Raw genomic sequence first — 12,729 nt, forward strand, 5'->3', positions numbered from 1 at the left:
CGCTGTCCCGCGTGCTGTACCCCGAACGAAGGAGCGATGGCGGGTTGTCGACGGGCGCATTCTGGCCGTCGTCGGCTCGGCCGCGCTGACCCTGGCGCTGGCCTGCTGCCTGCTCGACATCCACCGCCTGGCCGCTTATCAGGACGGCATCACACTGTGGAAAGATACGATTGAAACCCAGCCTGGTGATGGCGTCGCGCACAATAATCTCGGCCATGTGTTATCGAAGGCTGACCGGTTTCAGGAAGCCAAGGAACAATTTCAAGAGGCACTGAAAATCAATCCCAAAGACGCTGCGGCCCACGGCAATTTAGGGTTGATGCTGATGCAATCGGACGAATTGCAACCGGCCATTGAACAATTCAGACAAGCCCTACAACTCGATAGCGATTACAGCGAGGCGGGCAGTAATTTGGGCGTGGCATTGATGAGGCTGGATCGGACGCAGGAGGCGATCGATCAACTCTGCAAAACGCTCCGAAACGATCCCTACTGTGCGGCGGCACATAGTAATTTGGGAGTAGCCCTGGGTAACATGGGACGGACCCAGGAGGCGATGAAACAGTTTCAACTGGCCGAGCAATTAAATCCTCTTGACGCCAATACCTATTTTTATTTGGCGTTGGCGAATTCTCAATTGAACCATTCAGCAGCGGCTCAGGCGGCGGCGCAAAAGGCTGCCGAGTTGGCGCGCTCGCAAGGCCAGACAGCGCTGGCCCAGAAGATTGCAGCATGGCTGCTGAATTACCAAGGCGGTCCAAGACCAGAGCGAAAAGACCGCTAAGGCGTCATCGATCGGGTTTGGGATCGTCGTGATGGTCATCGGCGGAATCCACCGATTTACCGAAGCGGCCTTGCTGGCGGCGCTTCCGGGCGGCGAAGCGCTGACGCACGGCGTCGAAGGCCGAAGCCTGCCACGCCCACAATCCCCAGCCCAGAGCCAAAACACCGATCAGGAGCACCCCGCCGCCGACCAGTACTGCGCCCAACCATAGGCGGCCACCCAACAATGATCCGATCAATTCCGCCAATCCGGCTAGCAACACTCCGGTGGCCGCCACCAACAGGGCCAACAGCAAGACCAACGCGGTCAGCCCGACAATGGCCCACATTGCCGCTTTGCGCAGGCGCAGCTTGAAGCGCTCGATTTCCGCAGCCAGCAGGTGGGCAAAGTATTCTCGGGCTTCGGCGATGCGTTGGAGCGATTCGGCCAGCGCGTCAGGACCCGTGGGCTCCGTTGTGCGCTGGTCATCGGTCGCGTGTGGCGACGAAGTATTGGCTGCATCGTGCGGAGGTATCGCGCCGTCGTCCGGCATAGAGCAATGAAACCGATTAGGGGAGGAACAGCGATCAGCGCCGCTTACCGTCGAGAAAGCAATAACCCTGCGACGAGACCTAATCCGGCGGCAATCACGACCGATTTCATCGGTTCGTGCCGCACGAAGTCTTCCACGCTGTTGCACAGTTCGGCGGCTTTTTCGCGCATTTCGGCACAGCATTCCGATGCTGAACTTTCAATGTCGCTCATCACCTTGTCGAGGTCTTCATTCATGGCAGGTTCTCCGTGAAGAAACCAAATTAATATCTTGCCGGGGCTACAGACGGGCATCGCTAGATCGCCGGCAGGGTTGAACCGCTTTATGTTGCATCGCATTGTACGGTGCTGGGGTCAGGCTGACAAATGCTATTCAGTCGGCGGTCGATCCAGGGGTTGGACACAAAGCGGCGCAGCAGATTGCGAATGCCCGGCTCCGCGGCGGCGAACGTCTGTCGCAAATGCGTTTCGACTTGCTCAGTTGTGACGGCCCTCGGACGGCTGCCAGGCGGTTGCGAAGCGACATCTGGAATTTGATCGGCCTCCGGCAGTGCGAAGTGAAACCCATTCCACTCCAGCCACACTGGCGCGTCGGAAGAATCCAACAGTGAATTGATGCGCTGCCTGACGCGCTCGCTCCACAGCAAACCGTAAGCATTGCGGAAATCGAGCCAGACCTGGGTCCAGCCGGAGAGCGGACTTAACGAGTTTTTCCATCCTCGTTGTCTGAGCGATGGAAACCGCCCAGCCAGCGGCGCCACACACACGGCTGCGCAGAGCAAGGCAATACCAGGCAACGGGTCGGTGGTGCGAAGCGCAATCGGTACGGGCAAGAACCGCGAGAAGAGCCAGACTTGACCCGCCGCCGCCAGTAAACTCACGATCGCATACCGAGTGGGCAAATAATTGACGCAACCCAGCAACAGCAACGCCGCATAAAAGCATTGCCACACGATTGGCACTTCCAGTTTTTCCGCGGGATCCATGGCCAGCGATTGCAGCGCCGGCAACGCCGCAATGATCCAAAAGCTGAATACAATCCATTGCCAAATGGCATGCTGCGGTCGTTTGGCGCCCAACAACGAGATCAGCGGACAAAATGTGGATACGAGAGCTACCAGCGATAAATCGCCTGCCAGATGCCCATCCATCATGGTTTGCGAATTCAGCACCAGCATGGTCGCCAAAGCCAGTAGTGAAACACAGGTCCAAACGATGGGGGCCATCAACGTGGTTCCACGAACCTGCTGCAAGCCATGTCGCAAAATGATCGCCGATAGTGCCAGGAGCGTGACGGTCAAAAATACTTTCAGAAAGTCGCTGAAATCACTTGGCAAAGCCGTGGCAGCGACCGCGAACAGTAAGTTGCTCGGGCTGGTCTGGAAAGCTTGCATGGGCAACTGTGAATTCTCAATGCGTGGAAGTCAGTGGAATCAAGGGTTATAGACTCAATCCACTCCATTGGATCGTCCCTGGCCAAACCATCGGCGGTAGGCCGCATATTCGTTATAGGCAAACCTTTCGGATCAGGGAAACCTTGCCTTGTTGAAAAAAAGCAACGTTTGCGGTTGCTTTGCCGCCTGGGTAGGGAATGCTTAACCGTCCGCCCCAATCGCCCGCCGCAGTAATCAACCTGCGAGCCCATGTGGATGAAGTTTCCACCAACTTCGGGTTTCTGTGCGGGGCGGAGTTATCAGCGACTTCGAAAGCCAGCAAGCCGCGGGCAGGGGTCGGACGTCAAAAGTTGGCGCATTTTTTAGCGCATCAACTGCGACCTCTGATCCTTGACCCTGGCTAATCCGATCGCTTTCCTCCCGTTCATTACCCGGAGTTGAATTATGTACCGATTGATAATCCTTTCGACCACAATTTTGGCCTCCCTGGCGGTCCGCGCCGAGGCCATCGAGATGTTCACGAACTTTCATAACGGCGAAAATATCGGCTTTCCGCCGATGCAGGTGCCGATTGGCGTTTACGGTGGATGGGGCCGCGGCGGATGGAATCCAAATGCCGAGGGCATGCCGCTGAAAACCTGGCCACCGGTGCCGTCCATGACGCCCACCGGGCAAATTCCGGGTGGTTTTCACCGATTTAACAACGGTGCGTCTAACGGCAAAGGGTCTAATTCCAACACTACCAACGCGACCTCCTCACAAACATCTTCTTACAAAGCCGGGCCTAAGTTTGCTGGCCCTTCCGCATCTGCCGCTTATAACTCTGAGCGAGACAATTTTGGCGGGGCAAAGAAAGGCGACTTCAACGGCAGTGAATTCGATGGGAGCGGATCACTCGTCCATGTCAGTAGCAGAAATGGGTTTGGGCAAACGCTGGTGAGCGACCGCCGACACAATAATCGCTGGCAACGGGAATACAATTTTGTTCCGGAAAACAGTGAAAATAGCCCGCAAAATGCCGGTACTGCACGTGACGAAAAGAAGCCCAACGGCATCTCCCGACAGAAGCTGGAACCTGCATTGGAATCGCCGCCGACGCCGACGGTTTTGCACGCTGTGGAAGGAAAACCGCCGATTTCGTCCGATGCGGATCAGGAAACTGGGGGCTAGGAATGGCGGGAGATAAACGGAAGACGTTGGTTTGAAGGGGTCGGTTCAGCCGCTGTCTCCCCATTGCGTATCCATCACCCTGTTCGTGGCGTGCAAACTCGGCAGATTGTGTTAATGCCCGGAAGGCGGCACGCCCGATAAGTACAGTACGACTATGTCGGGAGGACGGAACCGCCAAAGCTAGCAGGGTTGTTCCGTTTCAGGATAAAGATCATGGCACGACGATGGATCGGCATGCCATGATCTTTTTTTTGCGCGCAGACGATTTGTGTACCCGGCCAGTTTTAACATCCGCCCTCATCTCCGGCTGCTTACTTACTACCGCCAGAGGGAACTGTGGCGCCGCTCTTGTCTTTATCCTTATCCTTTTGCTCTTTTTCCTTCTTCAACTGAGAGAGCAATTCGGCTGTGGCCTGGCGCTGAGCAAACGGTGCGGGACTGGTCAAAGCCTGTTCCAACACGTTGATTGCCACATCGGTTTTGCCGCGATCTTGCAAGATTTTTCCCACGTAAAAAGCAGTGTCGGGGCTGATGCTGCCCGTGGCGAGGACTTTATTCAAAATTTCCTCGGCTTTTGCCGTGTCGCCCAACTTGTATAACACCCAAGCGTAGGTGGCGGCGATTTCCGGGTTAGCCCGATCGCCTTGCGTGGTGGCCCGAAGATCGAGTTCCGCGATTTGCTGGGCACGGTCCTTTTTGTCTTTATCGTTTTGTTCGATCAAAACGAGGGCCAGCTGATTGCTCGCTTCAATGTTCAGTGGGGCCTGGGCCACGGCTTGCTCCAGCAACGTTTCGGCTGTGGTCAAGTCGCCGGTGATACGCGCGATTTCGCCGAGGAGAATCTTGGCGTCAAGTGATTTGGGATCGATCTTCAGCGCTGCGTCAGCGTACTTTTGCGCTTCATTGAGTTGATTGGTGGCCATTCCCCAACGAGCCGCCTGTAATTGCACGACCGGGTCCTTGGGATTCTTCTGCACGGCGTAACTGATCGATTTGGTGGCGTTGTCGTGATCCTTCGCTTGTTCGTACAATCCGGCTAACGCAATATAAGGGTTGATCGATTTCGAATCGATTTTCTGCGCCGCTTCATATTCGTTGTAAGCTTCCTTAGGTTTGCCAAGTTCGAATAAGGTGCGGCCCATGCGCGCATGAACCAGCGCATTGTCGGGGTCTAAATCCATCCACGATTTCAAATAAGGTAGCGCTGTTTCCCACTGGTTGCGGTTTTCCGCTACAGCGGCCAACCCAGAATTCAATCGAATATCGAAATTTCGCTTCCGCTTTGAACTTTCGCTGATTTTTTCAATCAACGATTTGGCTTGCAACAAGTCCGATTCGGCGTCCGTCACTCGATGTTCTGCCAGGGCCAGTTCGGAAAAATACAGATAGGCATCAGGGTCATTGGGATAAGCCATCACGGCTTTTTCCAATTCGGCGTGAACATTATTAAACTGACCAGCCGCAGCCCACAGCCGGGCCATCATAACTTCCACGGGTGGGATTTTCGGGTTTTTCTCCCGGACCCGGCTCAATAGTTCGCGTGCCCCGGAGATGTCTTGATTACGAAACCGGGTAATGGCATCGTTCACTTCTTGGTACTGCGGACTGCTCGCATCCGATACCGAGTTGCCGATGAGCCAATCCGAGGTAAATGGATTCGTGGGCGGTGAAGTAACTCCAGAGGAGGTGGCCGATGGTACCGCGCCCGATGATGTGCCAACCGCCGGCGTGGTTTGCGCCTGAGCCGCACGTTCCAGAATCCTTGGCAATAGCGCCACCATGGCCAGGGCCAACGCAAAATGAGCTTTGCAATACTGTGTAGACATGAACACATTCCTCGCGGTTGAAATTGTTTCGTATAAAGAACGACCACTTGCCGTTCCGGCGGTTCTTGCCGGCGCCGGAAGAGCCAAATCGAGAAGTTACTGGCTAACAATTTAATAAAACGGCAATTGTGCCTAACCGTACCTATTCTAACATCCAGCCCACGGGGAACATAGCTGCTGGCCAAGTACCACAGTTCAGGATAAACCGATTTTTGCGCCCGTGACGGAGGCAGGGCGCGATTGAATCGGCCGTGGGAAAAAGAAAAAGCAATCACAAAGAGTTGGTAAACGACGCTTGGAACGCCCGATCCATTGGAAGTTACCGACATCGGCGGAACCTGCCTCCGGCCGTCTAAACCGCGATACGCAAGCGAACTTATTCCGGTTGGAAATTTGGTTGAAGCCGGCCGATAACCAGATGCTCGTCGCTGGGATTCTTAAATTCGGATTTTGCCGAGGCACTCCAGCTAAAGCCTGTTATCTGTCCTTGCCCGTCGGTGTAAATACGCAAGACGCCTTGGCCGACACCGTCATGGTCCTTGCCGTTGGGACCGCGGTCATGCCGGGTATCGGTGGGGCCGTGACCCGATTCAGAACTGTCGATAACGGTTACCATCCATTGTTGCATGCCGGGCAAAACCGGATCTTGGGGCTGAATTTTCAGCGGGCGGTCGGCGACCAGCATGACGTGACCGGTGTTGTCGGTGCGAGTCAAATACTTCACCGCCAAAATATCGCCCGGCAACATGTCTTGCACGTGAGGAATCAAAGTAAAGCCCTTCTGCTCCACGATGGCATCGTGGTAGCGCTTGGCGCTGGGGCGGCTGGAACTCAACCATTTTTTGAATTGATCCTTGGTATATCCATAGGAGTATTGCAACAGCGAATCGATAAACCCACTGCAATCGGCGTGAGATTGGTAGGGAGCAACGAACGAGACTTGAGGCGCGCCGTGGTTGTAATTGGTGTTGGTTAGATCAAGGTGCGCTACCAACGCCTGGGCCACGGTCAAGTGCTTGGGCACGGACGCAGTCGGCTGGGTCGTGGCGCCTGGCGCACCCTCACGCTGAGCCCACACCGTGCGCGAAACGATGAGCAACAGAAAAATAGAACATAAGCGAGTTTTGCTCATCATTAGAGCCTTCCCGAAGGAATTGAACGAGGTGTGCGTTACTAACGGAAAAGCATCGCATCTTTGACCCACTCGTGCAACTGCTCTACCATGATGGTAGATTCAAGCATGGTGGTTGTATCGAGTGCTTGGCGGCGGGGCTGGATTTTCTTGCCGAGTGTCGGGTGACTGGTGGATTATGTCGTTTCTTCAGGGACATTTGCTCGTGGCTTCACCGAAGCTGGGGGATCCGAATTTCTTTCGGTCCGTGGTGCTCGTGGTGCGGCACAACGAAGAGGGAGCGTTTGGTTTGATTCTGAATCGCCCAAGCGACACTCCTTTAAAACATATTTGGGATAAGGTGAGCACAACACCCTGCGAAACTGACGCCGTCATTCATCACGGCGGCCCGTGCCCGGGCCCGCTGATGGCCATTCACACCGAAGAGTTTTTGGCGGAAAGCGAAGTGCTGCCGAATCTCTACTTTGCGGCCGATAAAGAAAAACTGGAGCATTTGGTGCTCAAACCGAGTAAAGCGGCCCGATTCTACGCTGGTTATGCGGGCTGGCAGTCCGGTCAATTGGAAGCGGAAATGAAGGAAGGGGCTTGGTTCAATTCGCCCGCACAACAGGAGCATGCCTTTTGGCCACAAGATGATTTATGGGAAGAGGTCTGCCGCGTGCTGTCGGCCACCACGCGGATTGCGGGCATTAAGCTGAAGCACCAACCGTCCGATCCGTCGCTGAATTAAGCTGCATTCAAGCGTGTGCATGGGGGGGTTCAAAAAGAAAATCGGTGCCGTCGATGAGCACCGCAAGAGACTTTTGCACCGAGACCGACGGAAAAACTCAGCCCTGGGGGTCACAGATGCGAATCGGCCATTCGGCCGCGCCGCATAAGCCGTTCGAAGCGGCGGTAATCGCTGAAACCAGGCGAGTAATACAGTTTGCTTTTACCTTGTGGCGGAGCCACGCCGGGGTCGGTAGCAAAATCAAGCCGGTGTTCCAGCAGCCATTGTATGGCAGTTTGTGCGCCTGCCACCGTTTGCTTGGCAGCCAAGGTTAGCAGGTTGTCGTTCGCCGGATCAAACGACACCAGCGTCTGCTGCAAAATGCGGCCTGTGTCGATGCCCTCGTCCACCCGGTGTAACGTAATGCCCAAGTGAGCTTGGTCATTGTTCATCGCCGCCCAGAAGGCGCCATGTGCCCCGCGATACAGTGGGGTAATACCCGCATGCACATTCACAAAACAGCCCGCTGCCTGGAGCACAGTTCGGCGAATAATGGAAGTTCCCCAGACCAAAACAAGGTCGGGGCGGGATTGTTGCAACAGCCCGACGACCGCCTCGTCATTTATCGAAGTCACCGCTAACTGCGGACAGCGCGGTTGATAATTTCGGGCCGATTGCTCTTCGCGCCAGGCATCAGAAGCCTGAGCTGCCGGGCGCATGGCACAACGGGCGTAAATTCCCAGAAGCATGCGGTCGAAAGGGTAAAACCAGCCTAGCTTGCGAGCCCGTCGGAGCACCATTCGTAGCGTTCGCTTTCGACTGGATTGTTCCCATACGATGGCAGCCAAGTCGAAGTTTCGCTCTAACTCGCGCACATAGTAACGCCCCGACGCGCTATCCGCGGCCAAGACAACCAGGCGGGGAAATGTAGAACAATTAGATTCTGCCGCTGCCGAGCGATCGGTGGATGGGGCCGTTTGCGCACCCTCTTCCCTAACAGCCGACGGTTGCTGCGGCGATGGCCACGACGGTGTAGCGTTCATTCCATCAGCCTGCCTGTGACGAACGGTTTGTCAGGCTGCAACCCAGCGCGAGGCAATCCTCAGGATGCGGCTCGAAGCAGAACGGGAACAGATTCGGGCTCGTAGGTTTTATTGTGAGCGGCTTGCATGCGGGCGGCCACATCTTCCATCGTTAGGATATCCAATTTACCGGCTTCGCGCAACTCGGCGGCTTCGTGGCAGATTTTGTCGAAGGCTCCGAGCAATTGATCGGACCCGCGAATCAGATTTTCCGGATGCGTGTACAAACTGAACACGCGTCCGAGTTTTGCGGCTCGACGCATACCCAGGCTGGCGCGACGCACCCGATCGGCGGCCGAAATGTGCTTGGAAATGCCGTCGAATCCAGAGAAAAACATGCTGTGCGGGATTTGCCATAAATTGCCAGAGCGCCGGACCGCAGCCAGTGTAGGCGTCATCGGCCAGCGTTCGTCGACATAGCGCAAGGGCTGCAAGAACAATCTCGCCAGCTTGGGGTGCAGCACTCCGTTGGGACCCAGACCAAACCAATACCATTCATTATTTTCACCCCGGTAGCAGTGATAACCGGTTTCTTCCAGGGCATCCAAATGGCCTGCAAAATTATGCGGAAATACAACGCTGTGCAAGGTGCGTCCCCAGTTCCGGGCCAAATCCTGACAGAGCTTGAATTCCGCTCGGGCGAGTTCTTTCGGGCAACCGCGGTCACCTACATCAATGTGACTGAACGTATGAGTGCCCAATTCTTGATACGTGTCAGCGTTGACGATTTGCTCCACCAAGTCGGGAGCGTAAAACCATTGCCAACCTTGCTCGCCAAAACGAGGAATGCCGCTGAACCAATCACCGCGAAACCAGGAAAAGCGGGGCTGCGGCAAATCGTAGGAAAAGCGTCCGCCCGGACAATCCTGAGGCCGGAGCAGCAAGTGCCCAACGGTTGCCCAGGTGGCTGAAATCTGATAGCGATTTAATATCTCCAGCATCCGCGGCACGACGTCGCGCATGGCGTCGAGAACAGCGAACTGCGGCGTGATCTGGGGAGATCTGCGCAGCGACCAACCCATTTCAAAATCAAAACTGACGACGAGAGCGCCTACCGACATCCCTGTACCCTCCTCTCCGTGCCTTGAGATCTGTTCCGACCGCGCGAGCCTCTGCTAATCGTTCCATTATGACTAGCAAAATCCGTACCGCAACCGATAAGATGAAAAATCTGGGGGAATTAACGAGCTGCTGCTTTCAAATCTCCTTCGGCTGTCCCAGTTTTATACATTCACTAGCGCAAAATGAGACGCTTTTCTCATTACGGTTTTCGCACAGCAGGGTCATTATCACCCAGCCAGCGGTTCAAAAACAATAGCAGTTGCCAGCTGCAGCAGCTCGCTAAAGTTAAGGCGCTGCATTCGCCGTGGCAGGCTTAGCCGGACCAAGATGGCAGCAGTTTAGCCTGCACGGCCGCAAAGCGTGCAGCACCAAACAGAGCCGTAAGATCGTTCATGATGACTTGGATGGGAATCATCTGCAGCAACGACTTGAGGCGGCCTTTATTGCAAAAGGTGTCTAAAAATCGTGGGGCGCGCAACTTGCTGATGATCCGCGGTGCAATTCCTCCGCCAATGTACACGCACCGAGTGGCCATCATTTTCAGCGCCAAATTTCCCGCTTCGGCGCCATAAAAGGCGACGAACATGTCCATCGCCTGAACGCACAAAGGACTGGAGCCGTCAAGCGCGGCTTTCGAGATGACCGCCGCAGGATCACCGGCTGCAATCGCAGCAGCCAGCTCGGCACTTTCCTGCCCAAGACCGGTGTCTCGCAAAAACTCGTAGATATTCCGCAAACCGGGACCGGAAAGCACTCGTTCGCAACTGACGTGTCCAGCGCTGTCCTGGGCGAATTTATCCTTCAGATGCAACAGCAATTCCGCTTCCAGCGAATCGCGCGGGGCAAAATCGGCGTGCCCGCCTTCGCAGGCAAAGGGATGCAACAGCTCCCCATCGAAAAAAATTCCCGCTTCGCCCAAACCGGTGCCGGCCGAAATGATTGCCGCATGGCCACGCGGATCGGATTGACCAGTATTGAGCGTGACGAAATCGTTGGCGCCCAATGCTGGAATCCCGTGTGCGTTTGCTTCCAAATCGTTGAGCAAATGGACGTTTTTCGCAGCAAGCCCTAATTCCGCGGCTAACTGCGTGGAATCGACCATCCACGGCAAATTAGAGGTGTGAACTTTTCCATCGCGCACCGGCCCGGCTATGCCGAAAGCGGCATGTTCGATCGGCTGGTTTTGTCCCGCTGCTTTTTGCGCGGCGACAAAAGCTTGCACAATTTCGTCCAGCCCTTTGTGCTGACGGCTCGGAAACTTTTGCGGCGGCGAGAGAGGCGCAAGCCGGCCCGCTTGAATTTGAAATTGAGCCAGGCGCGTGGACGTGCCGCCGATGTCGCCAGCGAGAATCATCCTTTCTTCTCCATGTGGCCGCCGAATTGAAAACGCATGGCCGACAGCAGTTTATCGGCGAAGTCATCGGCCCCGCGGGAAGTAAACCGTTGGTACAACGCCGTGCTTAGCACTGGCGCGGGTGCGCCTTCATCCACAGCCGCTTGAATAGTCCAGCGCCCCTCACCGGAATCGGAAACATGACCGGTGAAAGAGGAAAGTCTCGCATCCTGCGCCAGCGCAGCCGCGGTCAAATCCAACAGCCACGACGCAATCACGCTGCCGCGCCGCCAGACCTCGGCGATATCGGGCAAGTTCAAATCGTATTGATAAAGTTCGGGGTTCCGCAACGGCGTGGTTTCGGCATCAGTCGTGCGATCTTGTTTGCCCACGTTGGCGTGCTTGAGTACGTTCAACCCTTCGGCATAAGCTGCCATCAGACCGTACTCAATGCCGTTGTGCACCATTTTCACAAAATGTCCGGCGCCGCTGGGACCGCAGTGGAGATAGCCAAGTTCAGCAGTCCCCTTCATTTTTTCGCGCCCCGGAGTGCGGTCAATGTTGCCCACACCCGGGGCCAGGGTTTTGAAAATGGGATCGAGATGCACGACCGAATCAGTGGGTCCGCCAATCATCATGCAGTAACCGCGTTCCAGCCCCCACACGCCGCCGCTGGTGCCGACATCGACGTAGCGAATACCGCGGTTTTGCAACTCTTTAGAGCGGCGTATATCGTCAACGTAGTACGAATTTCCGCCGTCGATCAGTATGTCGCCTTGATCCAATTTTGGCGTCAGCATGGCCAGAGTTTGATCAACCACGCCCGCCGGCACCATCAACCACACGGCGCGCGGCTTGGTAAGCTTGGCGAGAAACTCTTCGATGGTGTGACCCGGCACGGCGCCTTCCTTGCCAAGCGAATCGGCCGCGGCCGGATTGACATCAAACACCACGCATTGATGTCCGTTTTTCATCAGGCGGCGGACCATGTTGGCCCCCATTCGGCCCAGACCGATCATTCCGAGTTGCATATTTGTACTCCTTATGAATTCGCGGCCGACAGAAGCGGCTTTCTGGTTGGTATTACTTCCGCCGTTCGAGGTTTTTTGATTCTATTCTTACGGGTCGCGCCATTTGCCTTGACGATCGGCGACAAGTTTGTCGGCTTCGGCCGGCCCCCAACTGCCAGCTTCGTAATTGGGAAACGTCGGGGGCGGTTGTTTTTGCCAGACTTCGATAATGGGAGTAATGAATTCCCATTGCGCATCAACTTCGTCGGACCGCATGAACAACAGCGGAATGCCCTTGATGGCATCCAGCAACAGCCGTTCGTACGCTTCGGGCAGGCCGACATGAAACGCTTGCTCGTAATCAAATTCCATCCGCACGGGCTGCAGCGAGAAACCCATTCCCGGTTGCTTGGTGACAAACGACAAACTGATGCCTTCATCGGGCTGAATGCGGAACACCAGGACGTTCGGTTCAGTATTAATCGCCCCAACGCCGTCCATTTCCACTTCCATGGTGGGCGTATGGCGAAGTTGACGATCTTTGAACCGAATGGCAATTTCGGTGGCCCGTTTGGGCAAACGCTTCCCGGTGCGCAGCAGAAACGGCACGCCTGCCCAGCGCCAGAGATCGACCTGCGTGCGCAGCGCCACGTATGTTTCGGTCTTAGAATCCTTAGCCACGCCAAATTCGTCTCG

General features: G+C 55.7%; 13 protein-coding genes. 3 read left to right on the top strand and 10 right to left on the bottom strand.

The features are described from left to right. A partial coding sequence (locus tag VMJ32_05555) for a tetratricopeptide repeat protein (GenBank protein HTQ38470.1) occupies positions 1 to 784 on the top strand: 784 nt, incomplete at its 5' end. 4 nt (positions 785 to 788) lie between these two features. Here VMJ32_05555 and VMJ32_05560 read toward each other — a convergent pair. The 3 genes from VMJ32_05560 to VMJ32_05570 all read right to left on the bottom strand — a co-directional run bounded on the left by VMJ32_05560 (position 789) and on the right by VMJ32_05570 (position 2,709). After that, entirely contained in the window at positions 789 to 1,316 is a 528-nt protein-coding gene (locus VMJ32_05560) for a hypothetical protein (GenBank protein HTQ38471.1), read from the bottom strand. 44 nt (positions 1,317 to 1,360) lie between these two features. Then, complete coding sequence (locus tag VMJ32_05565) at positions 1,361 to 1,552, bottom strand: hypothetical protein (GenBank protein ID HTQ38472.1); 192 nt, start codon at positions 1,550 to 1,552, stop codon at positions 1,361 to 1,363. 86 nt (positions 1,553 to 1,638) lie between these two features. After that, positions 1,639 to 2,709, bottom strand: coding sequence for a hypothetical protein (locus VMJ32_05570; protein HTQ38473.1), 1,071 nt, complete (start codon positions 2,707 to 2,709; stop codon positions 1,639 to 1,641). Between the two features lie 444 nt (positions 2,710 to 3,153). On the opposite strand from VMJ32_05570, the gene VMJ32_05575 reads away from it, so the two are divergent. Next, positions 3,154 to 3,879 carry a hypothetical protein gene (locus tag VMJ32_05575; protein HTQ38474.1) on the top strand — a complete coding sequence of 242 codons (726 nt, stop codon included), beginning with the start codon at positions 3,154 to 3,156 and terminating at the stop codon, positions 3,877 to 3,879. Between the two features lie 311 nt (positions 3,880 to 4,190). Here the strand turns inward: VMJ32_05575 and VMJ32_05580 are convergent, their stop codons facing one another. Then, positions 4,191 to 5,705, bottom strand: a complete 1,515-nt coding sequence (locus VMJ32_05580; GenBank protein HTQ38475.1) for a tetratricopeptide repeat protein — start codon at positions 5,703 to 5,705, stop codon at positions 4,191 to 4,193. A 376-nt stretch (positions 5,706 to 6,081) separates the two neighbouring features. Continuing rightward, positions 6,082 to 6,837 carry a hypothetical protein gene (locus VMJ32_05585; GenBank protein HTQ38476.1) on the bottom strand — a complete coding sequence of 252 codons (756 nt, stop codon included), beginning with the start codon at positions 6,835 to 6,837 and terminating at the stop codon, positions 6,082 to 6,084. Positions 6,838 to 7,015: 178 nt separating this feature from the next. Here VMJ32_05585 and VMJ32_05590 point away from each other — a divergent pair, with 178 nt between their 5' ends. Then, entirely contained in the window at positions 7,016 to 7,567 is a 552-nt protein-coding gene (locus VMJ32_05590; protein ID HTQ38477.1) for a YqgE/AlgH family protein, read from the top strand. A 110-nt stretch (positions 7,568 to 7,677) separates the two neighbouring features. On the opposite strand, the gene VMJ32_05595 is transcribed toward VMJ32_05590, so the two are convergent. The 5 genes from VMJ32_05595 to VMJ32_05615 form a co-directional block, all read right to left on the bottom strand. Beyond that, on the bottom strand, positions 7,678 to 8,295 hold the full coding sequence (locus VMJ32_05595) for a formyl transferase (GenBank protein HTQ38478.1): 618 nt from the start codon (positions 8,293 to 8,295) through the stop codon (positions 7,678 to 7,680). A 353-nt stretch (positions 8,296 to 8,648) separates the two neighbouring features. Beyond that, entirely contained in the window at positions 8,649 to 9,689 is a 1,041-nt protein-coding gene (locus VMJ32_05600; protein HTQ38479.1) for a polysaccharide deacetylase family protein, read from the bottom strand. A 314-nt stretch (positions 9,690 to 10,003) separates the two neighbouring features. Then, positions 10,004 to 11,044, bottom strand: coding sequence for a glucokinase (glk, locus tag VMJ32_05605; protein HTQ38480.1), 1,041 nt, complete (start codon positions 11,042 to 11,044; stop codon positions 10,004 to 10,006). Continuing rightward, positions 11,041 to 12,054, bottom strand: a complete 1,014-nt coding sequence (gnd, locus tag VMJ32_05610; protein HTQ38481.1) for a decarboxylating 6-phosphogluconate dehydrogenase — start codon at positions 12,052 to 12,054, stop codon at positions 11,041 to 11,043. The genes glk and gnd overlap by 4 nt, the downstream gene beginning before the upstream one ends. An 87-nt stretch (positions 12,055 to 12,141) precedes the next feature. Next, positions 12,142 to 12,729: glucose-6-phosphate dehydrogenase (locus VMJ32_05615; GenBank protein ID HTQ38482.1), on the bottom strand; the 588-nt coding region annotated here is incomplete at its 5' end.

The organism is Pirellulales bacterium, from assembly GCA_035499655.1.
Classification (GTDB): Bacteria; Planctomycetota; Planctomycetia; order Pirellulales; family JADZDJ01; genus DATJYL01.

Bases quoted from the DNA above. Each gene is read 5' to 3' on its own strand.
- VMJ32_05580 (HTQ38475.1), bottom strand. From the start codon at position 5,705: ATGTCTACACAGTATTGCAAAGCTCATTTTGCGTTGGCCCTGGCCATG.
- VMJ32_05575 (HTQ38474.1), top strand. From the start codon at position 3,154: ATGTACCGATTGATAATCCTTTCGACCACAATTTTGGCCTCCCTGGCG.
- glk (HTQ38480.1), bottom strand. From the start codon at position 11,044: ATGATTCTCGCTGGCGACATCGGCGGCACGTCCACGCGCCTGGCTCAA.
- VMJ32_05585 (HTQ38476.1), bottom strand. From the start codon at position 6,837: ATGAGCAAAACTCGCTTATGTTCTATTTTTCTGTTGCTCATCGTTTCG.
- VMJ32_05595 (HTQ38478.1), bottom strand. From the start codon at position 8,295: ATGCTTCTGGGAATTTACGCCCGTTGTGCCATGCGCCCGGCAGCTCAG.
- VMJ32_05560 (HTQ38471.1), bottom strand. From the start codon at position 1,316: ATGCCGGACGACGGCGCGATACCTCCGCACGATGCAGCCAATACTTCG.
- gnd (HTQ38481.1), bottom strand. From the start codon at position 12,054: ATGCAACTCGGAATGATCGGTCTGGGCCGAATGGGGGCCAACATGGTC.
- VMJ32_05570 (HTQ38473.1), bottom strand. From the start codon at position 2,709: ATGCAAGCTTTCCAGACCAGCCCGAGCAACTTACTGTTCGCGGTCGCT.
- VMJ32_05600 (HTQ38479.1), bottom strand. From the start codon at position 9,689: ATGTCGGTAGGCGCTCTCGTCGTCAGTTTTGATTTTGAAATGGGTTGG.
- VMJ32_05590 (HTQ38477.1), top strand. From the start codon at position 7,016: ATGTCGTTTCTTCAGGGACATTTGCTCGTGGCTTCACCGAAGCTGGGG.
- VMJ32_05565 (HTQ38472.1), bottom strand. From the start codon at position 1,552: ATGAATGAAGACCTCGACAAGGTGATGAGCGACATTGAAAGTTCAGCA.